Source organism: Pseudonocardia halophobica (assembly GCF_050948485.1).
Taxonomy (GTDB): Bacteria; Actinomycetota; Actinomycetes; order Mycobacteriales; family Pseudonocardiaceae; genus Pseudonocardia; species Pseudonocardia halophobica.
The window spans coordinates 2,538,786-2,564,069 of record NZ_CP192046.1 but is presented as its reverse complement, the minus strand read 5'-3'; the positions used below and the strand labels follow the sequence as shown (position 1 = coordinate 2,564,069).

The window sequence follows — 25,284 nt, the reverse complement described above, 5'->3', positions numbered from 1 at the left end:
GTGCCGTTCGTGCGACAGCCGTTCCGACGGACGGAACGGTGGCCGTGACCGCGGTCGGTCCGACGCGGAAGGATGGGCGACGAACTCGCACGAGGAGGACTTCATGCCCGTGACGGACGCGGCCGCGAAGGCCCGGGCGCTCTACGACGCCCGCCGCACCCGCACGCCGATCCCGCCCTTCACCGACGACGACCCCACACTCGGGATGGCCGACGGGTACGCGGTGCAGCGCGAGCTGATCGACCTCCTGCTCGCCGACGGCGACCGCATCGTCGGGTACAAGGTCGGGCTGACCTCCGAGCCGATGCAGAAGATGATCGGCGTGGACTCCCCCGACCACGGGCCCGTCCTCGCCTCGACCGTCTACCGCGACGGCGACGAGATCCCGCTCGGCCGGTTCATCGCCCCCAAGGTCGAGGCCGAGATCGTGTTCGTGCTCGGCGAGCGGCTGCAGGGGCCGGGCGTGACCGTCACGCAGGCCCGCGCCGCGCTCGCCGGGGCCGTGGCCGGGATGGAGATCGTCGACTCCCGCATCGCCGACTGGCGGATCAAGCTCGCCGACACCGTGGCCGACCTCGCCTCCAACGGCGCCGTGGCCACGTCGAGCCGGATCGTCCCGGTGGCCGACCTCGACACCCGGCTCGTCGGCATGACCCTCACCCGCAACGGCGAGCTGATCGACACCGGGGCCGGCGCGGCCGCGCTGGGTGACCCCGTCGCCGTCGTGGCCTGGCTGGCGAACGTCCTGGGCGAGAACGGCGTCGCCCTCGAACCCGGGCACCTGATCATGACGGGCGCGCTGCACGCGGCCGTCCCGATGACCCCGGGCGACGTGTTCCGGGCCGAGTTCGACCGGCTCGGGCCGGTGACCGTGAGGGTGGGCGCATGATCAACGTGAGCGAGCTGGCAGCCCGGCTGGGCAAGGCCGTCGCCGACCGCACCGCGATCGGCAAGCTGTCCGACGAGTTCCCCGAGCTGGACCTCCCCACCGCCTACCAGGTGCAGCGCGAGCTGCGCAGCGCCGCGGGCCCACTCGCCGGCTGGAAGCTCGGCGTGACCTCGCGGGCCAAGCAGGTGCAGGTCGACGTCAACGAGCCGATCTACGGCTTCCTGCCCGCCGCCGGGGCGCTGGACCTCGGCGAGCCGCTGGACACCGGCGCGCAGATCCAGCCGCGCTGCGAGCCCGAGATCGTGTTCACCCTCGGCCGGGACCTCGCCGGCCCGCACGTCACCGCGGCGGACGTGGTGGCCGCGTCGTCGGGCGTCGCCGTGGGGATCGAGGTCCTCGACTCCCGCTACACCGACTACGGCTTCACGATGGCCGACGTCGTCGCGGACAACACCTCCGCCGCCCGCTACGTCGTCGGCACGCCGGTCCCGCCCGAGGGCATCGACCTGCGGCTCGTCGGCGTGGTGCTGGAGAAGAACGGGAAGCTCGCCGCCACCGCGTCGGGCGCCGCGTCGCTCGGCCACCCGGCCGCCGCCGTCGCCTGGCTGGTCCGCGCGCTCGCCGCCGACGGCGAGGGCCTGCGGGCGGGCGAGATCGTCCTGTCCGGCGGCCTGACGGCGGCGGTGCCGGTCGGGCCGGGGGACGTCGTCGTCGCGTCGATCGACCGACTCGGAACTCTGGAGCTGGGATGCCGCTGATCCAGGTCACGCTCGCCAGGGGCCGCACCCCCGAGCAGCTGCAGGCGCTCGGCGAGGCGCTCACCGCCGCCGCCGAGGAGGCGATCGGGGCGAAGCGGGAGTCCATCCGCGTGGTGCTCACCGAGTGCGAGCCGGAGCACTGGTTCGTGGGCGGCGAGACGCTGGCGGACCTGCGGGCGTCCGGCAGGAGATGACCCTGCTGCGGATCACCGGGCCCGGGCGCGTCGTCGCCGACGACGGCCGGGCCTTCGTCGTGGTCGAGCACGAGGGCCGCTGGCACGTCGTCGACGCGGACTGCCCGCACAACCGCGGTCCGCTGGAGCACGGCTGGATCAGGGACGGCCTGCTGGTCTGCCCCTCGCACTGGTACCGCTTCGACCTGCGGACGGGCGAGTGCGACGTGTCGCCGCAGCACCGCCTCGGCGTCTACCCGGTGGTCGAGCGGGACGGCGTCCGCTACGCGGACGTCGGCGACCCGCCCTCCCCGCTCTCCTGGTCCGAGCGGCTGCGTGCCCACGCGCGCGGCGAGTGACTCACCGCCGGGTCACGGCCGCGAGCACCTCCTCCAGCGCGGCATCGGCGAGCGCGCGCATCTCCTCGTCCGTGCGGTCCTGGATCGGATGGGGCACGAACACCGACGGCACCTCGCGGTAGCCGAGCGCCCGGGCCTGCGCGTCGGCGGCCACCACGAACTGCGTCGACGCGAGGAAGGCCGCGATCACGCCCCGGCCCTCGAGGGCGGCGAAGTCGTGCACACTGCACGACGTGCACGAGCCTCAATCGGCGAGGGCCTCGATCACCACGTCGCACTCCGTGGTGATCTGCCGCCGCAGGTCGGCCGGCATCGGCTTGGTGAAGGTCGGCTTGGCGTAGCGGCGCACCGTGACGCCGCGCTCGGCGAGGAGCTCGGCGAGCCGGCCGAGGAAGACGTCCCCGCGCGCCTTCGAGATGTCGAGCAGGCCGACCCGCAGCCCGTCGAGCGAGGCCGGGCGCTCCAGCGCCGTGCGGCTGTCCGCCGTGGTCTCGTCCGTCGGGTCCAGGATCACCAGCGAGCCGGTCGATCCGGTCCGGGTCATCGCCACGGGTCCACCTCTCTCGTCACGGGCGCGCTCCCGCCCGGTCCGCCGGCCCAGCCGCCGATCACGGCCGAGAACATGCCGGCGCCGCCGCCGGCGTGCACGATCATCAGCCCGCCCGGCCGGAACTTCGCGAGCGGCCGGTCGGAGTCGCCCGCCGGCACGCCCTCGTCGATGCCGCCGGCGCCGCGGGTGATCTCGGCGCGGTCCAGCAGCAGCGCCTCGTCGAGCGCCGCCTCCAGCCGCGCCCGGTCCCAGCCGGCCTCGGCGAACACCCGGGCGTGCTCCGGGCACACGACCAGCGTCGCGTCGAAGCCCCGCACCAGCTTCGGGTGGCACACCCCACGCAGGCCGAGGGCGAGCGAGCGGGCCAGCGACTCCGGCCGCCGGGAGATCTGGTCGACGATCCCGCGGGGCCCCTCCGCTGCGAACACGGTGACCGCCGAGCGGCCCGGCGCCACGCCGCGGCTCTGCGCGAGCGGCTCGAACGGCGAGCCCTCCTCGTCCTCCGCGAAGCAGAACCCGACCTTGCCGGGATGCCCCATCGCGGCCCGGTCCACCTCCTGCGGACGGCCGCCGCCGACGTTGCGGATCACCAGCTGCAGCGCTCGGCCTATGGTCGAGTTGGCTCGGTTGCCCTGTCCGAGCGCGTTGCCGGCCCAGTTCATCCCGATCTCGGCGCGGACCGGCCCGTTGACGACGATCGCCGGCCCGGCGCCCCACGTGGTCGCGAGCAGGCCGTGGGCGTTGAACTCGTCCGTGCACGCGGCCTCGACGGCGGCGAGCACGACGGGCAGGTACTCGGGCCGGCAGCCGGCGAGGACGGCGTTGACCGCCACCTTCTCCACGGTGGCCTCGACGAGGTTGGGCGGGACGACCGCGACCACCTCGTCCGGCCGGCGCGAGGTGCCGTCCAGCATGCGCAGCACCCGGGCCGGGGTGGGCGGTACGACGGGCAGGCCGTCGGAGAACCCGCGGTCGTAGAGGGCCTCGACCTCGTCCTCGAGCGCGGCGATCTCGAGCCGGCGCGAGTGCAGCGACCCGCCGCGGGTGCGGACCAGGATCTCCTCGGCCACCTCCGGGTCCTGGGTGCGCGAGCCGCAGCCGGGCCGGTACTCCGGCAGGTCCGCCCCGATCTCCGCGACGCCGGTCAGGTCGGCCCACCGCTCGCGGCTCCACCCGACGACCCGGCCCTGCTCGACGCCTCCGGCGAACCGGACGAGCGTGGGCACGGTCTCGATGTCGAGGGCCAGGCTGGCGTCGAGCGCGGTGTCGTCCCGCCGGTCCGCGACACCCTCGGGGAACGCGGGATCGTCCTGCGAGAACACGGTGACCTGCGGCAACGCCGCCAGCACGGGCTCCACCAGCCGGCAGGTGGGACAGTCCTGCTTGACGACGGCGACGAACCCGTCCGTGGGCAGGTCCACCTCCGCCCGGAGCTCCGTCGACACCGACACACCCCGGCACGCTAGTCGGTTGAACGGTCGTCCGGTAGGCCGGCCGTCGATCACGCCGGCCGGGTACGGGCGCCACCGTGCGTGGCGGCACCGACGACTTCCCGGACCCGGACGGCGGTTGTCCGCCGGAACGGCGCGATGGCTGGATGGGGAGGTGCGCCGCTTCCCGCTCGGGCTCCGCCGAACGCTGGTCCCGCTCGTCCTGGCCCTGGCCGCGACGCTCACCGGCGTGCAGGTCGCCGCGGCGGCCGAACCGGACGACTACGTCGCGCTCGGCGACTCCTACGCCGCCGGGGTCGGCGCCACGCCGGACGGCACGAGCGGCGCGTGCGCCCGCAGCACCGCCTCCTACCCGGCCCGGTACGCCGCGGAGACCGGCCCGGCGTCGTTCACGACGGTGGCGTGCAGCGGCGCGACCACCGCCGGGGTGCTGCGCGACCAGGTCTCCGCCGTCACGAAGGACACCGACCTCGTCACGATCACCGTGGGCGGCAACGACACCGGGTTCGCCCCCGTCCTCGCCCGCTGCACCACGGCGCCCGACGACGCCGGCTGCGACCAGGCCGTCCGGGCCGGCGAGCGGGTGGCCCGGTACGTCCTGCCCTCCGCGCTCGCGGTGGTGCTCGGCACCGTGCACGTGCGCGCCCCGTCCGCCCGCGTCGTGGTCCTCGGCTACCCGCGGCTGTTCGGCGACGGCCCCGGCTGCCCGCTGAACCCGGTCCGCAGCGCACGCATCGACGCCGGCGCCGACGTGCTGAACGACCGGATCGCCGAGACCGCGCAGCGGTTCGGGGCGACGTTCGTCGACGTCCGGCCCGCGTTCGCCGGACACGGGCTGTGCAGCGCCGCCCCGTGGATCGTCGCGCCCGGCGGCCCGGGCGCCTACCACCCCACGGCCGCCGGGTACGCCCGCGGCTACCTCCCCGTCCTGACCGCCGCCGTCGAGCGGGCGTGAAGCCCGTGCCCGTCGGTGCTGGTCAGTGCTCGGGTTCGTGCCCGCGCACCCCGCCCTCGCCCGGCGTGATCTCGCCGGTCCACCCGCACCCGGAGCACCAGCAGTAGAACCGCCGCTCCTCGGCCTCCCAGAACTCCGTCGCCAGCCCGAGGGCGGCGGCGCACCGCGGACAGAAGCGCGGGGCGTCGCGGCGGTGGGCCTCGGCGTCGGGGAGGAAGCGGCGGTCCTCCCGCGCCCCGCCGGGCAGCCCCGGCGCCACGGTCACCCGGCCTTCTCCGCGGCGATCTTGTCGGCCGCCGAGATGTGGATCTTCTTGATCGTGTCGAGCACCGGGGAGAAGCGGGTCGACCCCATGTCGCAGAAGTCCAGCGCGAACTGCGCGCCGCCCGCGTGGAACTTGTCCCTCTCACAGGGGAGGTCGATCCGGTCGTGCTCCTCCCGAATGGTGCCGAGCGGGTCCTCGCCGCGCTCCACGACGTCCATCTGCTCGCGGAACATCCGGCGGAGCATGGCCACCCCGATGTCGCTGCGGCCCAGGTGCTCGGTGGTGCGGTCGGTGACCGCGCCCTGCGTCACCCAGGCCATGATGTCCTGGCCCTCGACGTAGTTCGTGACGTGCCGGCCGCGGTCGTCGAACACCGGGATCTCGTAGTCCGGGACCTGCGGCTGCTCCACGTGCTCGTAGCCGTCGGGTGCGTGCACCGTGTAGAGCATGAACCGGGTGGTCGTGCGGTTGATCGGCACCCGGATCTGCATCTGGTGGATCCCGCCGCCGCCCACGCGCATGTTGTACGGGAAGACGAGCGGGTGGCCGACCTTCCAGTCGTCGTTCTCCTCGGTGGCGCCCTTGAGCACGCGGCGCTTGATGATCCCCCACTCGAAGGCGTCGAACCCGATGCGGACGTGCTCCTTGCCGAACGAGGCGGGCGCGGTGAACCCCTCGTGCCGCCCGACGAACTCGAAGTACCGCCCGTGCAGGAACTCGACGTGGTGCGGGTCGACCGCGTTCTCCATGATCTGCACGTAGTTGCACGGCAGGTCGGCCCAGCCGATGTCCCGGAAGCCCTCCATGACGTACGTGTCGAAGCGCGGCAGCTCCGGCGCCGGCGCCGGCCCGACATACGCCCAGACCAGCCCGCCCAGCTCCTCCACGCGCCCGGCCGTGGCCCGCACCCGCTCCTGGAAGTTGGTGTTGTCCTTCTCCGCGGGCTGCTCGGTGCACGCGCCGTCGGTGTCGAAGACCCAGCCGTGGTACGGGCACCGCAGCCCGTTCGCCTCCACCACGCCGTAGGCCATCGACGCCTTCCGGTGCGGGCAGGGCTCGGGGATGATGCCGTAGCGCCCCGAGGGCGAGCGCCACACCGCGAAGAACTCCCCCAGCAGCTCCACCCGCTTGACCGGGAACTCCTCCAGCTCGCGCGTGAACGCCACCGGGTACCAGTAGCGGCGGAGGACCTCGCCCATCCGGGTCCCGGGTTCGACCTGGGTCAGCTCGTCGTTCTGCTCGGCGGTGAGCACGGCGCCTCCTGCGAGTTCGGGGTGCGCGAACGGTAGGTAGCGCCGGTCACGGCGGACAAGGAATCCTTCCCGCATGGAGGGAAGGAGCCGGTCGGAGACGGGGCTCAGCTCGGTGCGCAACGCCGCCCGGCTGCTCAAGGAGTTCTCCCGGCACGACCGCGAGCTGGGCGTCTCCGAGCTGGCGCGCCGCCTGGACCTCTCGACCTCCTCGGTGCACCGGATCCTCGGCACGCTGACCGAGGAGCGGCTGCTCGACCGCGTCCCGACCGGCCGCTACCGGCTCGGACTGGCGCTGTTCGACCTCGGCTCCGCGGTGGGCGCCGCGCTGGACCTGCACGAGGCCGCGCTGCCGGTCATGGCCGCCCTGCGCGCGACGACCGGCGAGACCGTCCAGCTCGCGGTGCTCGACGGGCTGGAGTCGGTCTACATCGACCGGCTGGAGAGCCCGCACACCGTGCGGATCTTCTCCCGGGTCGGTACCCGGCTGCCCGCCACCACGACGAGCACCGGGAAGGTGCTGCTCGCGGCCCTGCCGGAGGCGGAGCTGGCGGCGCGGCTGGAAGGCTGGCGGCCGCACCGGGCCACGCCGCGCTCGATCGTCGACCCGGCCGTGCTGCGCGCGCGGCTGCGGGAGGTCGCCGAGCGGGGCTGGGCGGAGAACCGGGAGGAGAGCCGGATCGGGGTCATGTCGGTGGGCGCGCCGGTCCGCGACCGCGCCGACGACGTCATCGCCGCCCTCTCCGTCGCCGCGCCGACCGACCGGGCGGCCCCGGACGTCCTGCGGCGGCTGCGGGCCGCCGTCGTCGAGGCCGCGGCGGTGGTCTCGCACCGCCTCGGATGACCGGGACTCAGACGGTGCGCGGCCGCCCGGCGAGCACCCCCGCCACGAGCTGCGCGACCAGGGCCACCAGCAGCACGGCCAGCGAGACGGTCCAGCCGCCGGTCGCCTCGTGCAGCAGCCCGACGAGCATCGGGCCGGTCGAGGCGATGAGGTAGCCGAAGCCCTGGGCCATGGCGGACAGCCCGGCCGCCGTCGCGGCGTCGGCCGCCCGGAGCGTGATCACGGTCATCGCCATCGCGAACACGGTCATCCCGGTGCCGAGCAGCACCGCCCACAGCCACGGCACCGCCGCCGGCGCGAGCATCAGCCCGAGCGCCCCGGCGATCGCGAGCAGGGTCAGCCCGGCGTTCCAGCCGGACTGGCTCCGCCGCCGGGCGGCGAACGCCGGCACCATCAGGCTGAACGGGACGGCGACGAGCGTGGCGATGCTGAGCATCACCCCCGCCGTCCCCTTGGACAGGCCCGCGCCCAGGTAGATCTGCGGCAGCCAGCCCATCACGACGTAGGCCATGAAGGACTGCAGCCCCATGAACGCCGTGACCGACCAGGCCACCAGGCTGCGCAGCAGCCGGCCCCACGACGCGCGCCGGGCGCCGTGGGCGACCTCCGCCGCCGGCCTGTGTCGCGCGCCCACGGCCCACACGACCAGCGCCACCAGCGCGAGCGCCGCCCAGAGGACGAGCGCGCCGCGCCAGCCGCCCGCCGGACCCTCGACCGCCGGGGTGAGCGCCGAACCGAGCGCGCCGCTGCCCTGCAGCGCCGCCGTGTAGAGACCGGTCATGAGCCCGACGCGGTGCGCGAAGGACTCCTTGACCACGACCGGGACCAGCACATTGGCCACCGCGATCCCGGCGCAGGCCACGAACGTCCCGCCCAGCATCACGCCCGCGCCGCCCAGCACCCGCACGACGAGCCCGGCGCCGAGCACCGCCAGCGCCACCCCGATCGCCCGCGCCAGGCCGATCCGCCGGGCCAGCACCGGTGCGGCCAGGCCCGCCACCGCGAAGCACAGCGTGGGTGCGGTGGTGAGCAGGCTGGTCCAGGCCGCCGATGCCCCGAGCCCGGTGCGGACGTCGCCGAGCAGCGACGACGCGCTGGTCACCGCCGCACGCAGGTTCACCGCCGCCAGCACCACGCCGACGGCCAGCAGCAGGGTCCCGCTCAACGGGCCGAAGCGGGCGGGCGTCAGACGCTCCTCCGCGGCGGCCTCCCCGGCGATCTCGAGCGCCTGCCCGTCCGCGACCCGGTGGTGCTCGATGCGCGGGCGCGCACCGAGATCAGGAGACGCCTCGGCGCGTCCCGGTTCCCCGACTGGCATGGCGACTACTCTGTCAGACATCCCATGTTCGGATGAAAGGATGGCGCCTGTGCCCTTGGCCACCACCCGGCGTGCCGGCCTCGTCGACCAGGTCATCGAGCAGATCCGCGCGGCGGTGGCCGCGGGCGAGTGGCCGGTCGGCACGCGGCTCCCGCCGGAGGCCGAGCTGGCCGAGGCGCTGGGGGTCGGGCGCAACACCGTCCGCGAGGCGGTGCGCGCGCTCGCCCACGCCGGGCTGCTCGAGGTCCGGCAGGGCGACGGCACGTTCGTCCGCGCGACGAGCGAGATCTCGGGGGCGATCCGCCGGCTCGCGGGAACCGAGCTGCGCGAGGTGCTGCAGGTGCGCCGGCTGCTGGAGGCCGAGGGCGCGCGGCTCGCCGCGCAGCACCGCACCGCGGCGGACCTCGCCGGCCTGGACGCGGCGATGGCGGCCTGCGAGGAGGCCGAGCGGGCCGCGGACCTCGCGGCCTTCACCCGGGCCGATCTCTCGTTCCACCAGCTCGTGCTGCGCTGCGCCCACAACGCGGTGCTGGCCGAGCTCTACCGCGGGCTGACCGAGGTGGTGCACGCCAGCGTCGCGACGACGGTGGCCGGCGGCCGCTGCGAGAGCCACACCGGGCTGCTGGCGGCGATCCGGGCGGGCGACGCCGCCGCGGCCGCCGCGGAGGCCGAGGACATCCTGGACTCCCTGCTGCGCGACCACACCGGCCCCGCGGCCTGAGCGATCGACACGGCCCCGCGGCCTGAGCGATCGACACGGTCCCGCGGGTCCTACACCGTGAGGACGATCTTCCCGGTGGTGCGGCCCTGCTCGCCCAGCCGATGGGCGTCGGCGGCGCGCTCGAGCGGGAAGGTCTCGGCCACCCGCACCCGCAGCCGGCCGTCCGCGTGGAGCTCGAGCAGCTCGGAGAGCCCGGATCCGCCGGCGCGGACGTAGGCGCCGGAGGCCTTCACCCCGTGCTCCCCGGCCGCCTTCACCGCGGCCTCGACCGCGACCGTCGGCAGGCAGATGAGCATGCCGGAGGGCTCGACCAGGCCGAAGGAGCGCACGGCCGTGTCGCCGCCGATGAGGTCGTAGACCAGGTCGACGGGCTCGACGACCTCCTCGAACCGCTCCGACCGGTAGTCGACGACCTGGTCGCAGCCCAGCTCGCGCAGCAGGTCGTGCTTCGCGGCCGAGGCCGTGCCGATCACGTGCGCCCCGCGGGCCTTCGCGATCTGCACGGCGAGGTGCCCGACACCGTCTGCCGCGGCGTGGATCAGCACGCGCTGCCCCGCCTCGAGGTGCCCGACGTCGACGAGGCTCTGCCACGCCGTCATCCCGGCGAGCGGCAGCGCGGCCGCCTCGACCACCGACAGGTCCGCCGGACGCGGCCGGAAGTGCCCGGCGGGCGCGGTCACGTACTCGGCGTAGGCGCCGTCGGGGCTCGGGAAGCGGGCCATCCCGAGCACGGGGTCGCCGACCTCGAACCCTCGCTCGTCGAGGTCGGTGTCGGGCCCCAGGGTGTCGACGACCCCCGCCACGTCCCAGCCCACGACGAACGGCTTCCCGCCGAACGACTTCCACGCGCCCAGGCCCGACCGGGTCTTCCAGTCGATCGGGTTGACCCCGGCGGCCTCCACCCGGACCCGGACCTCACCGGGTCCGGGCTCGGGCTTCGGGATGTCCTGCAGGGTCAGGGCCTCGGGCCCACCGGGCGTCTCGCAGACGATCGCGCGCATGGTCCGCACCCTACGGCGGCGGGACGCTACCTCCCGGGGATCGGCTTGCCGCTGAACACGAACTTCTGCGCCAGCGCCACGGGGTCGTAGGCGGCCGGGGCGGCCTCCTTCGCGGTCACCGTGACCGGCCGGGACTGGACGATGGTGATCGGGTCGCCGGCGCGGCGGTGCCGGTCGATCACCCACTCGACGTCGACGGGGTAGCCGTAGTGCTCCTCGATGGCCGTGACGGCCTCGGCGATCGCGGCGATCTGCTCCTCGTCGAGCACCTGCCGGTCGGCGAGCTTGGCCGGCATCTCGATCTCCGTGACCCTGCCCTCGGCGAAGTCGAAGGCCGACACGACCGCCTTGTGCGCCACGTCGTACTTCAGCACCCGGCCGTCGGCCTTGCCGATCTCGACGTGGTCCGGGTCGACCAGGCCCTGCACGATCGCCTCGCCCCAGCCCCACGACGTCTCGACGACGATCCGGTCCGGCTTGCCGGTGACCGGGTGCACCGAGAAGGCGACGCCCGACGCGCGGGCGTGCACGAGCTCGATCACCCCGACGGCGATCGGCATGGCGTGGTGGCTGATGCCCTTGCGCAGCCGGTAGGCGAGCGCGCGGCCGGTGAACAGCGACCCCCAGCAGGCGCGGACCGCCGTGAGCACCCGGTCCGGGCCGGAGACGCCGAGGTAGGTGTCGAAGATGCCGGCGAAGCTCGCGTCGGCGGCGTCCTCCCCCGTGGCCGACGACCGCACGGCCGTCGGCACGTTGACGTCGACCGCCCGCAGGCACAGGTCCTCGTACGCCTCGGTGATCTCCGCCTCGAGGGCCGCCGACATCGGCGTCTCCTCGACGAGCGCGCGGATCCGGGCCGACGCCGCCGCCACCTCCGCCTCCGACGGCGTCGGCCCGAGATCCTGCAGCGCGGCCTCGATCCGGGCGTCGAGCCCGGACTCCGCACAGTGCCGCAGGTACGCGTCGACCGTGACCGCGAAGCCCTGCGGGACGGTGACCCCGGCCCGGTGCAGCTCCGTGAGCCGGCCGATCTTGGACCCCGCCGCGGCCACGGCGTCGGCGGTGTCGACCTGGTCGATCCACACGATCGACTCGCTGCAGGTGCCCACGACCTCCTCCTGCGGTTCCACCAGGACCCCGTCATCCGGCGGCCTCCCCGTGGGTCGCGGCGTCCGCGACCTCCGACGCCCGCTTGAGGATGGTGACCTTGCCGTTGGTGCCGTCGACCTCGATCTGGTCGCCGTCGGCGATGGCCACGGTCGCGACGCCGACCGCGGTCACGGTGGGCACGCCGTACTCCCGCCCGACGATCGCGGCGTGGCTGAGCATGCCACCGCCGTCGCAGACCGCGCCGGCGATCTTGCCGAAGGCGGGCGTCCAGCTCGGCGAGGTGGACTCGCACACCAGGATCGAGCCGGGCTCCAGCCGGTGCATGTCGTCGCTGGACTGCAGCACCCGGGCGGGCCCGGTGGCGATGCCCTTCGCGGCGGCGACGCCGGTCAGCGTGGTCTCGGCCGCGGCGTCGGGGTTCTGCATGGCGCGGATCGACGCCGGGTTCAGCCCGAAGATCTCGATCAGCACCGGGTCCTCGACGGTCTCGGGCACGGTGCCGAGCACCTTCGGCATCTGCCCGCGCAGCGCGCCCCAGTGGTCGAAGTACTGCCGCCGGTCGGCGACCAGGCTCTTCAGCTCGCCGTGGTACGCCCGGCCCTCGGCGACCGCGCGCAGCTCCGGCCAGAACAGGTAGAGCAGGTCGTTGCGGTCGTCGGCCCCGACGCGCGCGGCCAGCTCCTGGGTGACCCGACGCAGCGGGATCATGACCTTGAGGTCGATGTAGTAGTTGTGGTCGTCCTGCCACCAGGGGAAGTTCGCCTCCTGGTTGGACCGCAGGCCGGCGTCGAACACCGCCTGCTCCTCCCTGGTCAGCCCGGACCGGGCGGCCTCGATCGCGGCCTCCCGCTCCTCGACGGCGTTGCGCGCCGCGGCCTCGAAGTCGTGGTCGGTCTCCTTGAGGACGAAGCTGCGGATCATGTCCAGCGGGATCGTGTTGTCCTCGATCCAGCTGGGGACGCCGACGTCGCAGGTGGCCTCCTGGCGGTGCCCGTAGACCTGCAGGAAGTCGTCGAAGTCGGTGAGCCACTGGCTCGCGGGGCCGCCGTGCGCGGACAGGGCGGCGCGGATGGCGGTGCCCTCGTTGTCCTCGAAGACCTGGCGGAGCCCGGCGCGCTTGGCCTTCACGGCCAGCTCCGCGAGCCCGCGGTCGGTCTCCATGATCTTGGTGTCCTCGCCCTGGAGGAACTTGCCGATGTCCGCGGTGTTGATCCCCATCTCCGCGCAGGCGCCGTAGAAGCCGAGGAAGTTGACCAGCAGCGGGTACATGACGTCGAAGTGGATCTCCATCGACCGCTTGTGGTAGCGGCGGGCCTGGTCCAGCAGGCCGGGGAGCTCGGCGGTCGGGACCTGGGCGAGGTCCAGGCCGTGGAAGTACGCCCAGGTGGCCTCGAGCTCCTCGCGCCCGGCGGCCCAGGTCTGCTGGTAGTTCTGCAGGAAGCGGGGCAGGGTGGTGCCGAGCCGGTTGGCGCGGGCGCCGATCTCGCGCGGGTCGGTCTCGGGGATCGCGGAGCCGTAGAGGTGGGTGCCGGCGAACCGGCTGGTGACGCCGCGGCCGGGCGGGAGCGGGAGTCCCTCGGCGGCGTGCTGGGTGCCCCAGCAGTACCCGTCCTGGCCCCAGGTGAAGGCCGCGAGCGGGGTGAGGCCGCGGGACCAGTGGAAGTCGAGGAACCAGAACTTGTCCTCGTCCTCCTCGGTGAACGGCCCGGTGCCGTCGACGATGAACGGCGACGCCAGGAACTCCGGCCGGAAGCCCGGGTACCACTCGCCGGTGTACTCGTCGAGGGGGACGACGTTGGCCATCTCGGTGACTCCTCGATCAGTTCGGGGTTGGGCTGACCGTGACAGCCGCCACATGCCGCCACAAGCAGGGCGTTCGGGTGTGGCGAACGCGCTGCTCCGTTCCGGGGAAGCGAACGCGGCCCTGTCGCCACCCTGACCAGCGGACCTACCGTCCGGCCATGCTCAGTGCGGAGAAGAACCGGCGGCTGACCCAGGTCGGGCCGGGCACGCCCATGGGTGAGTTGCTGCGCCGCTACTGGTGGCCGGTCGCGACGCACGACATGGCCGGCCGCGTGCCCGTGAAGCGGCGGCTGCTCGGCGAGGACCTGGTGCTGTACCGGGACGGCACCGGCACGGTGGGACTGCTGGCCGAGCAGTGCCCGCACCGCCGGGCGGCGCTGTGGCTGGGCTGCACCGAGGACGTCGGGCTGCGGTGCGGGTACCACGGCTGGCGGTTCGACGAGTCCGGACAGTGCCTGGAGCAGCCCGGCGAGCCCGCGGACTCGACCTTCGCCGAGCGCATCCGCGCCACGGCCTACCCGGTGCAGGAGCTCGGCGGGCTGATCTTCGCCTACCTCGGGCCCGCCCCGGCGCCCGAGCTCCCGCGCTACGACCTCTTCGTCTGGGAGGACGCCTGGCGCGACATCGGGCACGCCGAGCTCCCCTGCAACTTCGTGCAGATCATGGAGAACTCGGTCGACCCCTACCACGTCGAGTGGCTGCACGGCCGGTACGGCTCGTTCCTGCGCGAGCTCGACGGCGGCACCGCACTGCCGGTCGTCACCAAGAAGCACGTCAAGGTCGCCTTCGAGGTCTTCGAGCACGGGATCCTCAAGCGCCGGGTGCTGGAGGGCCACACCGAGGAGGACGAGGACTGGAAGGTCGGGCACCCGCTCGTCTTCCCGCACATGCTGCGCGTGGGCGCGGCGGGGCTGGCGACCTTCCAGATCCGCGTGCCGATCGACGACGAGAACACCTGGCACGTCTGGTACCAGACCTACCGGCCCGAGGGCGGGGCGCCGCCGCAGCCGGAGATCCCCGTGTACGAGGTGCCGTTGAAGGACGACGGCGGCGAGTGGCTGCGGGACTACGTCGACGGGCAGGACATCGTCGCCTGGATCACCCAGGGCCGGATCTCGGACCGTTCGAAGGAGCACCTCGGCAGGTCGGACCTGGGCGTGATCATGCTGCGCAAGCTGTACGCCGAGCAGATGGACCGGGTGGCGCAGGGGCTGGACCCGCTGTGCACCTACCGCGAGCCCCACGACGTCATCGACCTGCCGATGGAGAAGGACAAGTTCGGCTCCGCGGTGGAGTTCCGGCAGCTCTGGACCCGGGAGAGCTCGATCCGCTACTCCCCCATCAAGGACGAGATCTTCGAGCTGTTCGGCGACCCGGTGCCGGCCTGGGCGTCATGAGCTTCTGTCCGGGCTGCGGGGCGTCGCTGGCGGATCCGGCCAGCTTCGTGCAGGAGTTCTGGTCCGGCGCGGACCGCAACTTCCTCGGCTGGTGCGTCGCCTGCGGCCTGCTGGCCACCGTCGTCCTGCCCGCGGCGATCGTCTCCCACGAACCGGAGCACTGAATGAAGGCCCTCCTGCTCGACGTCGGTGGGGTCGTCCTCCGCTCCGGCGCGGAGATGCTCGGCGGACTCGGCGCCCGCGAACCCCGGGTGCGCGCGGCGACCGACCGCCGCGGCCCGTTCGGCCCCGTCGCCGACCCGGACTGGGCCGCGATGCTGCGCGAGGAGATCACCGAGCGCGAGTACTGGGCGCGGCGCTGCGCGGAGATCGACGGCGCGCTCGGCCGGGACTGGTCGATGCCCGAGTTCATGCACGCCCTCTACGACCAGGCCGGCGTGGACCTGGTCCGGCCGGGCGCCGCCGCGCTCGTCGCCGACGTCCGCGCCGCCGGGGTCCCGGTCGGCGTGCTCACCAACGACCTGCGGGCCTTCCACGGCGGCGAGCCGGCGGACGTGCACCCCCTCTTCGAGGAGGTCGACGTGCTGGTCGACGCCTCGGTCACCGGGATCCTCAAGCCGGACCCCCGGGCCTGTGCGATCGCCGTCGGCCGGCTGGGCCTGGCGCCCGAGGAGATCGTGTTCGTCGACGACATGCCGTGGAACGTCGCGGGTGCCCGCGCCGCCGGTCTGCGCGCGGTGCAGCTGGACCTCCTCGCCCCCGAGGACGCGTTCGCCGTCGCCCGGGCCGCGCTCGGCCTGCCGATGCAGGCGGGGATCCGGTCATGACCGGGCTGGCCGTGGTGGTCGGCGCGTCGGGCGCGCTGGGGTCGGCGATCGCGGCGCGGCTCGCCGCGGCCGGGGTCGAGGTCCTCGCGGTCGCGCGGAAGGCCCCGCCGGACGGGCCGGGGGTCACGGGGCACGCCGCCGACGTCGGCACGGACGCGGGGGCGGCGGCGATCGCGGCGGCCGTCGACGGGCGGGCGGTGCGGATGGTCGTGCAGGCCGTGGGGCTGCCGGCGACCGGGCCGCTGGAGACGATCGACCCGGACGCGCTCGGGCAGGTCGTGGCCCTGAAGGTGGGCGGGCTGCTGCGCCTGGCGCGCGCCGTCGACGCGGAGCTCGGCGAGGGCTCGCGGATCGTCGCCCTCGGCGGGCACTTCGGCAGCGAGCCCGCGCCCTACGCCTGCGCCGCGGGCGTGGTCAACGCCGCCCTGGCCAACCTCGTGCGGCAGCTCGCCATCGCGTACGGGCCCCGCGGGGTCACCGCGCACCTCGTGGCGCCCGGCCCCGCCGACACCCCGCGGCTGCGCGGGCTGGCCGCGCAGGCCGCCGAGCGCCGCGGGATCACCGTCGAAGAGGTCCTGGCCGAGCGGGCCGCCGAGTCGCCCCTGGGCCGGCTCGTCACGCCGGACGAGGTCGGCTGGGCCGTCGCGACCCTGCTCGCCCCGGAGGCCGCCGCCCTGCACGGCGCCACGCTCGCCCTCGACGTGGGCGCGCGGCACGGCCTGTTCTGAGGGCGCGGGGTCTGGCGCTACCCGACCAGCTCGCCGTCGACCACCTGCGGGCGGCCGTCGCGCTCCCACTCGAGGAAGCGCTGGGTCTCGACGAGCAGCGCGCCGCCGAGCCAGAGGGCTACGACGCCGTCGTCGACCAGGCCGAACACCGAGGTCAACGCCTCGGGCACGAGGTCGACGGGCGACACGAGGTAGGCGATCGCCAGGACCAGCAGGCCGAGCCGACCGCGGGTCAGCACGCCGGAGCGCCCGCTGAGGGCGCCGGTCACCATGCGAGGAAGTGCGCGTGCGCGGTCGCCGAGGCCGGGCGAACCCTGCTTGCGGCTCTGCACGATCACGCGGGCCAGGGTCAGGAGCGCGGCCCGCCGCCCCGCGGAGGAGCGCGAGCCGGTGGAGGTCGTCATGTTTGCTTCAACGCCGGCCGGACCCGGCGCGTTCCGCCCGGAATGTGACGGTCGCGACGCCGGCAGCCCGGGTCACGCCGATCAACGCCGGACACGGCCCTCGCCGTCCCGGGTCGACAGCGACCACACCACGACCCCGGCGAACACGAGCGCACCGACCGCGACGGCCCACGCCAGCACCTGGTACAGCGCCCCGGCCAGCGTGAACGCCAGCACCACGAGGAGCGCGGCCCCGAGCACCCGCAGCATGGACACCTCCGACTCGCGTGCGACGTCCGCCCCAGGATCTCACGAACCGGACGAACAGGACCAGCGGAGGTCAACGGGTGATCCATACCACATCGTGCCAGACCGGACAGAGGGACCGGCTGGGGACCGATCGCCATCACCGCGGCCTTGGGCTCGGTGAAGAACTCGCGGCTGAAGGTGCCGCCCTCGCGTCCCCACCCGGAGTCCCCCACGCCACCGAACGGCGCCCGGAGGTCGCGGACGAAGAAGCAGTTCGTCCAGACCGTGCCGGCACGCAGGGCCGCGGAGACCCGGTGCGCCCGCGAGAGGTTCTCGGTGAACACCATCGCGTCGAGGCCGTAGGCGAGGCGTTGGCCAGCCCGACGGCCTCGGCCTCGGAGTCGAACGGTGTGAGGGTGACGACCGGGCCGAAGACCTCCTCGCCCTGCAGCGGCGCGTCGGCCGGGACGTCGGCGACGACGGTCGGCCGCACGACCCAGCCGTCGCCGCGGCCGCCGGTGAGCACCTTGCCGCGCGGGTCGTCGAGGTAGCCGCAGACCTTGCGCCAGTGGGTCTCCGAGGCGAGCGGGCCGATCCCGGTGGCCGAGTCCCGCGGGTCGCCCACCACCAGGGCCTCGGCGGCCGCGACGAACCGGGCGGTGAACTCGTCGAGGACCGCGCGCTCGACGTAGAGCCGCGACCCGGCGAGGCAGACCTGCCCGGCGTTGGTGAAGATCGCCTTGATCGACCACTCGACCGCGGTGTCGAGATCGGCGTCGGCGAAGACCGGGTTGGCGCCCTTGCCGCCGAGCTCCAGGCTCACCGGGATGAGGTTGCGCGCCGCCGCCGCGGTGATGGCCCGGCTGGTGCCGGACTCGCCGGTGAAGGTGATCCGGTCGACGCGGGGGTCGGTGGTGAGCGCCTCGCCCCCGGACCCCGCGCCGTACCCGTGGACGACGTTGAGCACCCCCACGGGGCGATGGCCGCGACCACGCCGGCCGGCTCGAACCGGGCGTAGGCGTGGTGCCCGGTGTCGGTCGGGTACGCCTCCGAGGGCGCGAGCCGGGCGCGGGTCCAGGGGTCGATCGACTCGAACCGGTCCCCCTCGACGGTCTCCTCGCCGTCGATGACGTGTCCTACGGTGCTCACCGCTCCCCCGCCAGCTCGATCGCCACGTCGATGATCATGTCCTCCTGGCCGCCGACCAGGCCGAGCTCGCCGCAGCGTCTGAGGATCTCGTGGGCCGGCACCTTGTACCGCTCGGCGGCGGCCTCCGCGTGCAGCAGGAAGCTGGAGTACACCCCGGCCCAACCCTGCACGATGGCGTTGCGGTCCATCTTCGGCCAGCGGGTCAGGTACGGGCGGACCACGTCCTCCGCCGCGTGCAGCAGCCCCATGACGTCGAGCCCGGTGTCCACGCCGAGCCGGTCGAACACCGCGGCCAGCACCTCGGTGGGGCTGTTGCCCGAGCCCGCGCCGAGCGCGCAGAGCGAGCCGTCGATGTACCGGACGCCGACCTCCTGGGCGATCACCGAGTTGGCCACGCCGAAGGACAGGTTCTGGTGGCCGTGGTAGCCGACCCAGGCCTCGTCGCCCACCTCGGCGACCAGCGCCTCGAACCGCGCCCGCGCCTCGTGCATGAGCAGCGCGCCCGCCGAGTCGGTGCAGTAGGGGGCCTGGCAGCCGGCGTCGACCATGATCCGGGCCTGCTTGGCCAGGTCCTCCGGCGGCGTGCGGTGCGCCATCATCAGGAACCCGGCGGTCTCCATGCCCAGGTCGCGGGCCGCGGCGAAGTGCTGGGGCGAGACGTCGGCCTCGGTGCAGTGGGTGGCGACCCGGACCATGTCGGCGCCGTGGTCCCGCGCTTTTCGCAGGTCCTCCACGGTCCCGATGCCCGGCACGAGGAGCACGGCGATCGTGGCCCGCTGCGCCTCCTCGCGAGCGGCCGCGATCAGCTGCATCTCGTCGGTGCGGGAGAAGCCGTAGTTGAACGACGAGCCGCCCAGCCCGTCCCCGTGGGTCACCTCGATGACCTCGACGCCGGCCGCGTCGAGCGCGCGGACGGTGTCCCGGACCTGGGTCTCGGTGAACTGGTGCGCCATGGCGTGGCTGCCGTCGCGCAGGGTGGTGTCGACGATCCGGACGTCGTGGGCGAGCTGCGGGCGCGTCATGCCTGGGCTCCGATCGTCTGCTGCTCGATCTTCTGCTGGGCCACCAGTTCGCCCACGCGTGCCGCCGCGGCGGTCATGACGTCGAGGTTCCCGGCGTAGGGCGGGAGGTGGTCGCCGTTGCCCTCGACCTCGAGGAACGTGGCGACGCGCGCGTGCCCGCCCCAGGTCTCGCGGGGCTCGTCGAACTGCGGTTCCGCGCGCAGGGTGTAGCCCGGGACGTACCGCTGGACGTCGGCGACCATCTCGTGGATCGACGCGGAGATCGCGGCCCGGTCGGCGTCTGCGCCGATCATGCAGAACACCGTGTCCCGCATGATCATCGGCGGCTCGACCGGGTTGAGGATGATGATCGCCTTGCCCCGGGCCGCGCCGCCGACCTCCGCGACCGCACGCCCGGTGGTGTGGGTGAACTCGTCGATGTTCGCCCTGGTCCCGGGGCCCGCGGACCGCGACGCGACCGAGGCGACGATCTCGGCGTAGGGCACCGGGGTGACCCGCGAGACCGCGTGCACCATCGGGATCGTCGCCTGGCCACCGCACGTGATCATCGAGACGTTCGGCGCGTCGAGGTGCGCGTGCAGGTTCACCGGCGGGCACACCATCGGACCCAGGTGGGCCGGGGTGAGGTCGACGGCCCGGATACCCGCCTCGGCGTACCGCGGGGCGTTCGCGGCGTGGGCCTTCGCCGAGGTCGCCTCGAACACGATCTCGGGCAGCGGGTCCTGCCGCAGCAGCCAGTCCACCCCCTCCGCGGACGCCGCGATCCCCTGCTCGCGGGCGCGGGCGAGGCCGTCGGACTCCACCACCCCGACCATGTAGCGGACGTCGATCACGCTGCTGCGGCGCAGCTTGGCGAGCAGGTCGGTGCCGATGTTGCCCGGCCCCACGATCGCCGCCGTCACCGTTCCAGGGCTCATGGGACGAGGCTGGCAGTGCGGGCACGTGAGCGGGAAGCCGCGCGTTTCCCTCACCGGAACGGAAATTCGGGGTTGCATCGCCGATAGGTAGCGATATATCGTGATGGCACACGAGCTACCGAGCAAGGAGGCTCACGACGAGAAGGAGACACACCATGTCTGCCGACAACCCCACCTGGGACTCCCCCTTCGGCCCCCGCTTCGGCGGGTTCGGCCCGGCCTTCGGACCCGGCTTCGGTTCCCGAGGCCCGCGCGGCCGCGGTCGCCGCGGCGGTCCGCACCGCCGCGCGCCGTTCGGCCCCTTCGCCGACACCGCACCGGGAGGCCCCGACGTGAACGTGAACGTGAACATCGACGCCGAGGACGGGGCCGACCGCCTGCGTCGCCGGCACGGCGGCCCGCGCTTCGGCCCCGGCGGTCCGGGCGGGCCCTTCGGTCCCGGCTTCGGCCCCGGCGGGCCTTTCGGGCGCGGCTTCGGCCCCGGCCGACGCGGCCCCGGCGGCCGCGGGCGGCGCGGGCGCGGCGACGTCCGGCTGGCGGTCCTCGCGCTGGTCGCGGAGCAGCCGCGGCACGGCTACGAGATCATCCAGGAGATCGCCGAACGCTCCGGCGGGCGCTGGAAGCCGAGCCCCGGCTCGGTCTACCCCACCCTGTCGCAGCTCGAGGACGAGGGCCTGGTCCGCGTGGAGCAGAACGACGGCCGCCGCGTCGTCCACCTCACCGAGGCGGGCACGGCGTACGTCGAGGAGCACCGCGAGGAGCTCGACAAGGTCTGGTCCGCCTTCGACGGCGAGGAGGAGGACGGCCCCGACGCCGCCCTCTGGCAGCAGCTCGCGCAGCTGCACGCCGCCGCCCAGCAGGTGATGGCGACCGGCACGCCCGAGCAGATCGCGACGGCCACCGAGGCCCTCACCGAGGCCCGCAAGACGATCTACCGGTTGCTCGCCGAGTGACCCGATGAACGAACGGCGCTCCCGCTCACCAGTAGTGAGCGAGAGCGCCGTTCGCGTGTCGGGCGTCAGCCGGGGGTCAGCAGTCCCGCAGCTCCGGGGACTGGTTCAGGATCTGCCCGCGCGGGCTGATGAACTCGCGGTAGATCTCGGAGTCGACGGCGGCCGGCGCGAACGCGGCGACCCGGTGGCAGTTCTGGAAGGCCAGGACCACGCCGAAGTGCCGCTCGAGGGCGCCACGGATCGAGGTGCTCGCGAGCGCGCGCAGCAGCTGGCCGCGCTCCTTCTCCGACGGCGGCGGGACCTCGTGCTCGCCGAACGGCTTGTCGCCGGTGCGGTCGGCGGCGGCCGCCGACACGACCTCCCACGCGTAGGGCAGGGAGTCGCGGACGACGGCGAGGAATTGCGCGTCGTCCATCTCGCGGCGCTCGGCGGCCTCGAGGACGGCGGTGGGGACGTCGAGGGACATGGCTTCCTTTCTGCAGGTGAACGGGGGTCGTGCGTGGCGACTGCCCCTCTAGGGGCAGTCGCCGCTCACGGGGTAGGGGAGGTCGGGGACCACCTGGGCGGCGAGGTCCACGCCGGTGGCGCCGTTGCCCCAGGCGCGGGCGTTGCGCAGGTGGAACTCGACCGTGTCGCGGTGGTAGGCGGTCCAGTCGCGGGTGCGGCCGTCGAGGTCGGCGAGGATCCGGGCCAGCACGGTGAGGTTGGCGGGCTCCAGGGCGTCGACCGGCCGGACCTGCCCGCGCTCCGCGGCCCGCACCCAGGCGGACTGGGAGAAGCAGCCGATCAGCGCGTCGCCGACCTCGTCGCGCAGGTAGGCGACGTCCTCGGCGTCGGTGACCTTGTTGCCGACCACGCGCAGCGCAACGCCGTGGTCGGCCGCGTGCGCCGCGTACTGCGTGTAGACGCCCACCCCGCGCCGGGTCGGCTCGCACACCAGCACGGTGAGGTCGAAACGGGTGAACAGGCCGGAGGCGAAGGCGTCGGCGCCGGCGGTCATGTCGACCGCGACGTACTCCCCGGGCCCGTCGACCAGGTGGTTGAGGTAGAGCTCCACCGCGCCGGTCTTCGAGTGGTAGCAGGACACGCCGATGTCGGACTCGTCGAACTCGCCGGTCACCAGGTACCGCACGCCGCCGACCTCGGCCGAGTAGCGGCGCAGCAGCTCACCGGCGGGGTCGAGGTCGAGCAGCCGGGAGCCGGGCCCGGGCGGCGTCGTCTTGATCATGACGTCGGCCGAGGGCAGCAGCGGGTTCGCGGCGCGCAGGTGGTCCTTCAGCCAGGTCAGGTCGCTGCCCAGCGCGCGCGGCGGGGCGGCCTCCGGGTCGGCCCCCAGCGCGACGCCGAGGTGCTGGTTGATGTCGGCGTCGATCGCCAGGACCGGCAGGCCCCGGCCCGCTACGTAGCGCGCGAAGAGCGCCGCCGTCGTCGTCTTGCCGCTGCCGCCCTTGCCGACGAACGCGATCCGCATCGTTCCCGCTCCCTCCGTCATCGAGGATGGTAACGGTAACGATGTTCACCAACGGGTGATCGACTCGGGGGTCCCCTACGCGCGGCCGCGCCGTTCGCGGACGAACTCGCGCAGGGTGGGGACGACGGTGCCGGCGTCGCGGAGGTTGCGGCGGGCCCGCGCGCGCATCACCACGATCCCCACCAGGGCGATCGCCCAGAGGACGTACTGCACCGCCCAGGCCGCGCGGAACGCAGCGGGCGTGTAGCCGCCGAGCACGCTCAGCACCAGCCCGACGACCAGCGCGAGCACCAGCGACGCCGAGAACCCGCCGACGTTGACGATCCCCACGGCCGTGCCCTGCCGCCGGCTCGGGTTGAAGGTGCGCGCGTAGTCGAAGCCGACCATCGACCCGGGCGGCCCCAGCGCCAGCACGACGACCAGCAGGACCAGCAGCCACAGCGGCACGGGCGGCGGGATCAGCAGCACGACCGTCCAGGTGGCCGCGGTCAGCGCGATCACCCCGATGACCAGGTACGAGCGGCGGAACGGGTGCCGGGCGGTGAACGTGCCGAACAGCGGCCCCGCCACGATCCCGACGGCGACGAGCAGGGTCAGCAGCGCGCTCGCCGTGCCCTGCCCCACGCCCTGCCCGGCGACCAGGTACGGCACGCCCCAGAGCAGGCCGAACACCGTCCCCGAGAACTGCGTGCCCATGTGCGTGAAGAAGCCGAGCCGGGTCCCGGGCTCGCGCCAGGACGAGCGCAGCCCGTCGAGCACCTCGCGCGGGGTGGGCGCGTCCGGCCGGACCGGGGCGCCGGGCGGGCTCTCGCGGAACACCGCGAGCACGGCCAGCGCGGACAGCACGCCCAGGCCCGCGGCCGCCAGGAACGCCGGCGTCCACCCCGGGCCGTGCAGGATCGCGGCGAGCGGGACCGCGGAGAGCACCTGGCCGATCTGCCCGAGCAGGCCGGTGAGCTGGGTGAGGACGGGAACCCGGCGGGCCGGGAACCAGGCGTTGAGCACGGACAGCACGCTGATGAAGGTGAAGGCGTCGCCGGCCCCGACCAGCACCCGCGCGGCGATGGCGAGCGGCAGCGAGGCGGCGAGCGCGAGCGTGGCCTGGCCCGCCGCCATCAGCAGTGCGCCGGCCAGCACGAGGGCCTTCGCGCCGAAGCGGTCGAGCAGGACGCCGGTGGGGACCTGCAGCGACGCGTAGACCAGCAGCTGCAGCACCACGAACCCGGAGAGCACCGCCGGGGTCGCGCCGAAGCGCGCGGCCGCGTCGAGCCCGGCCACACCGAACGACGTCCGGTGCATGACGCCCACGAGATAGGCCAGAAGCCCCGTCGACCAGACCAGATACGCGCGCCAGCTCCCCATGACACGTCAGATCCTCGGTCATCGGACGACGACACGCCCGCGTCCGCCGACGACGTCACGCCCGCTCCGGGCGGGATCACACCGCGATCACACGACGGTCACACGCGGCCGTGGTGCATCGGCCCGTTCGTCGTGCGGGTCCCGGCCGAACCGGGTCCTGCGGGCACATCGGACGCGAATGGGGGGATGCTGTGCGGGCGGCCGGGCGTTGCACGCGAGGATGGAGCCCGCAAGGGCCGCCGACGAGGAGGTACGACAGGTGCTGGATCCCGCGGAGCTGTACCGGGTCGAGGAGGGCGTGACCGCCAACCCCGACGGGTCGGTGCTCGTGGTCGTGCTCGACGGGTTCGTCGACGCGGGCGGCGCGGGGCGGCTCGCGGTCGAGGCGCTGCGCGAGGGCAAGGAGCCGCGCACGCTCGCCTCCTTCGACGTCGACCAGCTCGTCGACTACCGCTCCCGCCGGCCGCCGCTGACCTTCGACACCGACCGGTGGGTCGCCTACGAGCCCCCGGTGCTCGACGTCGTCGCCCTCACCGACGCCGCCGAGGCCGAGTTCCTGCTGCTCGCCGGCCCGGAGCCGGACACCCAGTGGGAGCGGTTCGTCGCCGCGCTGGAGCAGCTCGTGCAGCGGCTGAACATCCGGCTCGTGGTGACCCTGCAGGGCATCCCGATGGCCGTGCCGCACACCCGCCCGATCGGGGTCACCGCGCACGCCTCGCGCAAGGAGCTGGTCGAGGGTCACGAGCCCTGGTTCGCCGAGGCGCAGGTCCCCGGGAGCGCGTCCGCGCTGCTCGAGTACCGGCTCGGCGAGGCGGGGATCGACGCCATGGGCTTCGCCGTGCACGTACCGCACTACCTGGCCCGCGCCGAGTACCCGCAGGCCGCGCGCACCCTGCTCGACCACACCGCCGTCGCCACCGGGCTCTACCTGTCCACCGAGGAGCTGTCGAAGGCCGCCGAGCGCACGGACGCCGAGATCGCCGAGCAGGTGGCGGGGTCGAGCGAGGTCGCCGAGGTCGTCGAGGCGCTGGAGAAGCAGTACGACGCCGTCGCCGCGGGTCGCGAGCGCAGCTCCGGCGGGCTCGGCGGGGACCTGCCCAGCGCGGACGAGCTGGCCGCCGAGGTCGAGCGCTTCCTCGCCGACCAGGGCGACGACAAGGACGGCGGGTTCGGCGAGGGCGGCGAACCGGGCCGCTGAGCCGCCTCCCCCGGGACGCCGCAGCTGAGAACTGCTGAGAACAGCGGCGGGTCACGCCGTCACCTCAGCCCACGCACAGGCGCCCCACAGGTTCGGCGCGGACTCTCGGTGGTGCGGCGCGGTGGCGTCGGCCGGAATCCCCCCTCACGGCCCGCCCCGCGCCCACCATCTCGGGAGGTGT

Annotated in this window: 28 protein-coding genes and 1 pseudogene; 13 read left to right on the top strand and 16 right to left on the bottom strand. The window is 74.1% G+C overall.

The genetic code is table 11. The features are described from left to right. Nucleotides 1–103: 103 nt before the first annotated feature. Genes ACQP04_RS12375 through ACQP04_RS12360 form a run of 4 tightly spaced genes read left to right on the top strand, consistent with a single transcriptional unit; the run spans nucleotide 104 to nucleotide 2,179 of the window. Nucleotides 104–889: a 2-keto-4-pentenoate hydratase gene (locus ACQP04_RS12375; RefSeq protein ID WP_433507188.1), complete on the top strand. Its 786-nt coding sequence runs from the start codon at nucleotides 104–106 to the stop codon at nucleotides 887–889. Next, nucleotides 886–1,647, top strand: coding sequence for a 2-keto-4-pentenoate hydratase (locus tag ACQP04_RS12370; protein ID WP_433507187.1), 762 nt, complete (start codon nucleotides 886–888; stop codon nucleotides 1,645–1,647). Before ACQP04_RS12375 ends, ACQP04_RS12370 begins: the two co-directional genes overlap by 4 nt. Further along, nucleotides 1,638–1,841 carry a 2-hydroxymuconate tautomerase gene (locus ACQP04_RS12365; RefSeq protein WP_433507186.1) on the top strand — a complete coding sequence of 68 codons (204 nt, stop codon included), beginning with the start codon at nucleotides 1,638–1,640 and terminating at the stop codon, nucleotides 1,839–1,841. The genes ACQP04_RS12370 and ACQP04_RS12365 overlap by 10 nt, the downstream gene beginning before the upstream one ends. Beyond that, nucleotides 1,838–2,179: a Rieske (2Fe-2S) protein gene (locus ACQP04_RS12360; protein WP_433507185.1), complete on the top strand. Its 342-nt coding sequence runs from the start codon at nucleotides 1,838–1,840 to the stop codon at nucleotides 2,177–2,179. Before ACQP04_RS12365 ends, ACQP04_RS12360 begins: the two co-directional genes overlap by 4 nt. Before the next feature lies 1 nt (nucleotide 2,180). On the opposite strand, the gene ACQP04_RS12355 is transcribed toward ACQP04_RS12360, so the two are convergent. Together ACQP04_RS12355 and ACQP04_RS12350 are read right to left on the bottom strand one after the other, a co-directional pair. Next, a complete protein-coding gene (locus ACQP04_RS12355) occupies nucleotides 2,181–2,723 on the bottom strand; it encodes a UGSC family (seleno)protein (RefSeq protein ID WP_306470731.1) in 543 nt (180 codons plus the stop codon). After that, nucleotides 2,720–4,174, bottom strand: coding sequence for a thioredoxin family protein (locus ACQP04_RS12350; protein ID WP_433507184.1), 1,455 nt, complete (start codon nucleotides 4,172–4,174; stop codon nucleotides 2,720–2,722). Before ACQP04_RS12350 ends, ACQP04_RS12355 begins: the two co-directional genes overlap by 4 nt. Before the next feature lie 160 nt (nucleotides 4,175–4,334). On the opposite strand from ACQP04_RS12350, the gene ACQP04_RS12345 reads away from it, so the two are divergent. Continuing rightward, nucleotides 4,335–5,135 (top strand): SGNH/GDSL hydrolase family protein, encoded by an 801-nt coding sequence (locus tag ACQP04_RS12345; protein WP_433507183.1) that lies wholly within the window; start codon nucleotides 4,335–4,337, stop codon nucleotides 5,133–5,135. 22 nt (nucleotides 5,136–5,157) lie between these two features. On the opposite strand, the gene ACQP04_RS12340 is transcribed toward ACQP04_RS12345, so the two are convergent. Both ACQP04_RS12340 and ACQP04_RS12335 read right to left on the bottom strand, forming a co-directional pair. After that, complete coding sequence (locus ACQP04_RS12340; RefSeq protein WP_433507182.1) at nucleotides 5,158–5,400, bottom strand: hypothetical protein; 243 nt, start codon at nucleotides 5,398–5,400, stop codon at nucleotides 5,158–5,160. Then, nucleotides 5,397–6,653 (bottom strand): Rieske 2Fe-2S domain-containing protein, encoded by a 1,257-nt coding sequence (locus ACQP04_RS12335; protein WP_433507181.1) that lies wholly within the window; start codon nucleotides 6,651–6,653, stop codon nucleotides 5,397–5,399. The genes ACQP04_RS12340 and ACQP04_RS12335 overlap by 4 nt, the downstream gene beginning before the upstream one ends. A 73-nt stretch (nucleotides 6,654–6,726) precedes the next feature. On the opposite strand from ACQP04_RS12335, the gene ACQP04_RS12330 reads away from it, so the two are divergent. Continuing rightward, the gene (locus ACQP04_RS12330) at nucleotides 6,727–7,494 is read left to right on the top strand and encodes an IclR family transcriptional regulator (protein ID WP_433507180.1); all 768 of its coding nucleotides are present in this window, start codon (nucleotides 6,727–6,729) and stop codon (nucleotides 7,492–7,494) included. A gap of 7 nt (nucleotides 7,495–7,501) precedes the next feature. On the opposite strand, the gene ACQP04_RS12325 is transcribed toward ACQP04_RS12330, so the two are convergent. Further along, nucleotides 7,502–8,812, bottom strand: a complete 1,311-nt coding sequence (locus ACQP04_RS12325; RefSeq protein ID WP_433507179.1) for an MFS transporter — start codon at nucleotides 8,810–8,812, stop codon at nucleotides 7,502–7,504. A 49-nt stretch (nucleotides 8,813–8,861) separates the two neighbouring features. Between ACQP04_RS12325 and ACQP04_RS12320 the strand changes: the two genes are divergently transcribed. Further along, nucleotides 8,862–9,533, top strand: coding sequence for a FadR/GntR family transcriptional regulator (locus tag ACQP04_RS12320; protein ID WP_433508352.1), 672 nt, complete (start codon nucleotides 8,862–8,864; stop codon nucleotides 9,531–9,533). A 50-nt stretch (nucleotides 9,534–9,583) separates the two neighbouring features. Here the strand turns inward: ACQP04_RS12320 and ACQP04_RS12315 are convergent, their stop codons facing one another. Genes ACQP04_RS12315 through ACQP04_RS12305 form a run of 3 tightly spaced genes read right to left on the bottom strand, consistent with a single transcriptional unit; the run spans nucleotide 9,584 to nucleotide 13,447 of the window. Beyond that, nucleotides 9,584–10,534, bottom strand: a complete 951-nt coding sequence (locus tag ACQP04_RS12315; protein WP_433507178.1) for an NADP-dependent oxidoreductase — start codon at nucleotides 10,532–10,534, stop codon at nucleotides 9,584–9,586. Between the two features lie 26 nt (nucleotides 10,535–10,560). Then, nucleotides 10,561–11,643: a PEP/pyruvate-binding domain-containing protein gene (locus ACQP04_RS12310; RefSeq protein ID WP_433507177.1), complete on the bottom strand. Its 1,083-nt coding sequence runs from the start codon at nucleotides 11,641–11,643 to the stop codon at nucleotides 10,561–10,563. Nucleotides 11,644–11,674: 31 nt separating this feature from the next. Then, the gene (locus ACQP04_RS12305) at nucleotides 11,675–13,447 is read right to left on the bottom strand and encodes a PEP-utilizing enzyme (protein ID WP_433507176.1); all 1,773 of its coding nucleotides are present in this window, start codon (nucleotides 13,445–13,447) and stop codon (nucleotides 11,675–11,677) included. 158 nt (nucleotides 13,448–13,605) lie between these two features. Between ACQP04_RS12305 and ACQP04_RS12300 the strand changes: the two genes are divergently transcribed. The 4 genes from ACQP04_RS12300 to ACQP04_RS12285 are packed head-to-tail and all read left to right on the top strand — an operon-like array spanning nucleotide 13,606 to nucleotide 16,399. Then, nucleotides 13,606–14,844 (top strand): Rieske 2Fe-2S domain-containing protein, encoded by a 1,239-nt coding sequence (locus tag ACQP04_RS12300; protein WP_433507175.1) that lies wholly within the window; start codon nucleotides 13,606–13,608, stop codon nucleotides 14,842–14,844. Then, nucleotides 14,841–15,008: a hypothetical protein gene (locus ACQP04_RS12295; protein ID WP_433507174.1), complete on the top strand. Its 168-nt coding sequence runs from the start codon at nucleotides 14,841–14,843 to the stop codon at nucleotides 15,006–15,008. The genes ACQP04_RS12300 and ACQP04_RS12295 overlap by 4 nt, the downstream gene beginning before the upstream one ends. Then, a complete protein-coding gene (locus ACQP04_RS12290) occupies nucleotides 15,009–15,671 on the top strand; it encodes an HAD-IA family hydrolase (RefSeq protein ID WP_433507173.1) in 663 nt (220 codons plus the stop codon). Next, the gene (locus ACQP04_RS12285; RefSeq protein ID WP_433507172.1) at nucleotides 15,668–16,399 is read left to right on the top strand and encodes an SDR family oxidoreductase; all 732 of its coding nucleotides are present in this window, start codon (nucleotides 15,668–15,670) and stop codon (nucleotides 16,397–16,399) included. The genes ACQP04_RS12290 and ACQP04_RS12285 overlap by 4 nt, the downstream gene beginning before the upstream one ends. 17 nt (nucleotides 16,400–16,416) lie before the next feature. Here ACQP04_RS12285 and ACQP04_RS12280 read toward each other — a convergent pair whose 3' ends face one another. The 5 genes and pseudogenes from ACQP04_RS12280 to ACQP04_RS12260 form a co-directional block, all read right to left on the bottom strand. Beyond that, a complete protein-coding gene (locus tag ACQP04_RS12280; protein ID WP_433507171.1) occupies nucleotides 16,417–16,803 on the bottom strand; it encodes a YkvA family protein in 387 nt (128 codons plus the stop codon). 81 nt (nucleotides 16,804–16,884) lie between these two features. Next, on the bottom strand, nucleotides 16,885–17,052 hold the full coding sequence (locus ACQP04_RS12275; RefSeq protein WP_156067113.1) for a hypothetical protein: 168 nt from the start codon (nucleotides 17,050–17,052) through the stop codon (nucleotides 16,885–16,887). Nucleotides 17,053–17,255: 203 nt separating this feature from the next. Then, nucleotides 17,256–17,998: pseudogene (locus tag ACQP04_RS12270) on the bottom strand (aldehyde dehydrogenase family protein); the annotation flags it as partial. Nucleotides 17,999–18,176: 178 nt separating this feature from the next. Further along, nucleotides 18,177–19,202 (bottom strand): 4-hydroxy-2-oxovalerate aldolase, encoded by a 1,026-nt coding sequence (gene dmpG / locus ACQP04_RS12265; protein WP_433507170.1) that lies wholly within the window; start codon nucleotides 19,200–19,202, stop codon nucleotides 18,177–18,179. Next, complete coding sequence (locus tag ACQP04_RS12260; RefSeq protein WP_433507169.1) at nucleotides 19,199–20,119, bottom strand: acetaldehyde dehydrogenase (acetylating); 921 nt, start codon at nucleotides 20,117–20,119, stop codon at nucleotides 19,199–19,201. Before ACQP04_RS12260 ends, dmpG begins: the two co-directional genes overlap by 4 nt. Nucleotides 20,120–20,274: 155 nt before the next feature. Here ACQP04_RS12260 and ACQP04_RS12255 point away from each other — a divergent pair, with 155 nt between their 5' ends. Next, entirely contained in the window at nucleotides 20,275–21,072 is a 798-nt protein-coding gene (locus ACQP04_RS12255; RefSeq protein ID WP_433507168.1) for a PadR family transcriptional regulator, read from the top strand. 76 nt (nucleotides 21,073–21,148) lie between these two features. On the opposite strand, the gene ACQP04_RS12250 is transcribed toward ACQP04_RS12255, so the two are convergent. From ACQP04_RS12250 to ACQP04_RS12240, 3 genes are all read right to left on the bottom strand, one after another. Then, a complete protein-coding gene (locus tag ACQP04_RS12250) occupies nucleotides 21,149–21,538 on the bottom strand; it encodes an SCO5389 family protein (RefSeq protein ID WP_232875317.1) in 390 nt (129 codons plus the stop codon). A 48-nt stretch (nucleotides 21,539–21,586) separates the two neighbouring features. Next, entirely contained in the window at nucleotides 21,587–22,543 is a 957-nt protein-coding gene (locus ACQP04_RS12245; protein ID WP_433507167.1) for an ATP-binding protein, read from the bottom strand. 75 nt (nucleotides 22,544–22,618) lie between these two features. Next, entirely contained in the window at nucleotides 22,619–23,905 is a 1,287-nt protein-coding gene (locus ACQP04_RS12240; protein WP_433507166.1) for an MFS transporter, read from the bottom strand. Nucleotides 23,906–24,164: 259 nt separating this feature from the next. Here ACQP04_RS12240 and ACQP04_RS12235 point away from each other — a divergent pair, with 259 nt between their 5' ends. Next, on the top strand, nucleotides 24,165–25,103 hold the full coding sequence (locus tag ACQP04_RS12235; protein WP_433507165.1) for a proteasome assembly chaperone family protein: 939 nt from the start codon (nucleotides 24,165–24,167) through the stop codon (nucleotides 25,101–25,103). Nucleotides 25,104–25,284: the final 181 nt, after the last annotated feature.

Excerpts from the sequence above, each read along its gene's own strand:
- ACQP04_RS12285 (WP_433507172.1), top strand. The coding sequence starts at position 15,668 with ATGACCGGGCTGGCCGTGGTGGTCGGCGCGTCGGGCGCGCTGGGGTCG.
- ACQP04_RS12330 (WP_433507180.1), top strand. The coding sequence starts at position 6,727 with ATGGAGGGAAGGAGCCGGTCGGAGACGGGGCTCAGCTCGGTGCGCAAC.
- ACQP04_RS12250 (WP_232875317.1), bottom strand. The coding sequence starts at position 21,538 with ATGTCCCTCGACGTCCCCACCGCCGTCCTCGAGGCCGCCGAGCGCCGC.
- ACQP04_RS12325 (WP_433507179.1), bottom strand. The coding sequence starts at position 8,812 with ATGCCAGTCGGGGAACCGGGACGCGCCGAGGCGTCTCCTGATCTCGGT.
- ACQP04_RS12240 (WP_433507166.1), bottom strand. The coding sequence starts at position 23,905 with ATGGGGAGCTGGCGCGCGTATCTGGTCTGGTCGACGGGGCTTCTGGCC.
- ACQP04_RS12290 (WP_433507173.1), top strand. The coding sequence starts at position 15,009 with ATGAAGGCCCTCCTGCTCGACGTCGGTGGGGTCGTCCTCCGCTCCGGC.
- ACQP04_RS12370 (WP_433507187.1), top strand. The coding sequence starts at position 886 with ATGATCAACGTGAGCGAGCTGGCAGCCCGGCTGGGCAAGGCCGTCGCC.
- ACQP04_RS12300 (WP_433507175.1), top strand. The coding sequence starts at position 13,606 with ATGCTCAGTGCGGAGAAGAACCGGCGGCTGACCCAGGTCGGGCCGGGC.
- ACQP04_RS12365 (WP_433507186.1), top strand. The coding sequence starts at position 1,638 with ATGCCGCTGATCCAGGTCACGCTCGCCAGGGGCCGCACCCCCGAGCAG.
- ACQP04_RS12295 (WP_433507174.1), top strand. The coding sequence starts at position 14,841 with ATGAGCTTCTGTCCGGGCTGCGGGGCGTCGCTGGCGGATCCGGCCAGC.
- ACQP04_RS12280 (WP_433507171.1), bottom strand. The coding sequence starts at position 16,803 with ATGACGACCTCCACCGGCTCGCGCTCCTCCGCGGGGCGGCGGGCCGCG.
- ACQP04_RS12275 (WP_156067113.1), bottom strand. The coding sequence starts at position 17,052 with ATGCTGCGGGTGCTCGGGGCCGCGCTCCTCGTGGTGCTGGCGTTCACG.
- ACQP04_RS12305 (WP_433507176.1), bottom strand. The coding sequence starts at position 13,447 with ATGGCCAACGTCGTCCCCCTCGACGAGTACACCGGCGAGTGGTACCCG.
- ACQP04_RS12260 (WP_433507169.1), bottom strand. The coding sequence starts at position 20,119 with ATGAGCCCTGGAACGGTGACGGCGGCGATCGTGGGGCCGGGCAACATC.
- ACQP04_RS12255 (WP_433507168.1), top strand. The coding sequence starts at position 20,275 with ATGTCTGCCGACAACCCCACCTGGGACTCCCCCTTCGGCCCCCGCTTC.
- dmpG (WP_433507170.1), bottom strand. The coding sequence starts at position 19,202 with ATGACGCGCCCGCAGCTCGCCCACGACGTCCGGATCGTCGACACCACC.
- ACQP04_RS12375 (WP_433507188.1), top strand. The coding sequence starts at position 104 with ATGCCCGTGACGGACGCGGCCGCGAAGGCCCGGGCGCTCTACGACGCC.
- ACQP04_RS12360 (WP_433507185.1), top strand. The coding sequence starts at position 1,838 with ATGACCCTGCTGCGGATCACCGGGCCCGGGCGCGTCGTCGCCGACGAC.
- ACQP04_RS12245 (WP_433507167.1), bottom strand. The coding sequence starts at position 22,543 with ATGCGGATCGCGTTCGTCGGCAAGGGCGGCAGCGGCAAGACGACGACG.
- ACQP04_RS12315 (WP_433507178.1), bottom strand. The coding sequence starts at position 10,534 with ATGCGCGCGATCGTCTGCGAGACGCCCGGTGGGCCCGAGGCCCTGACC.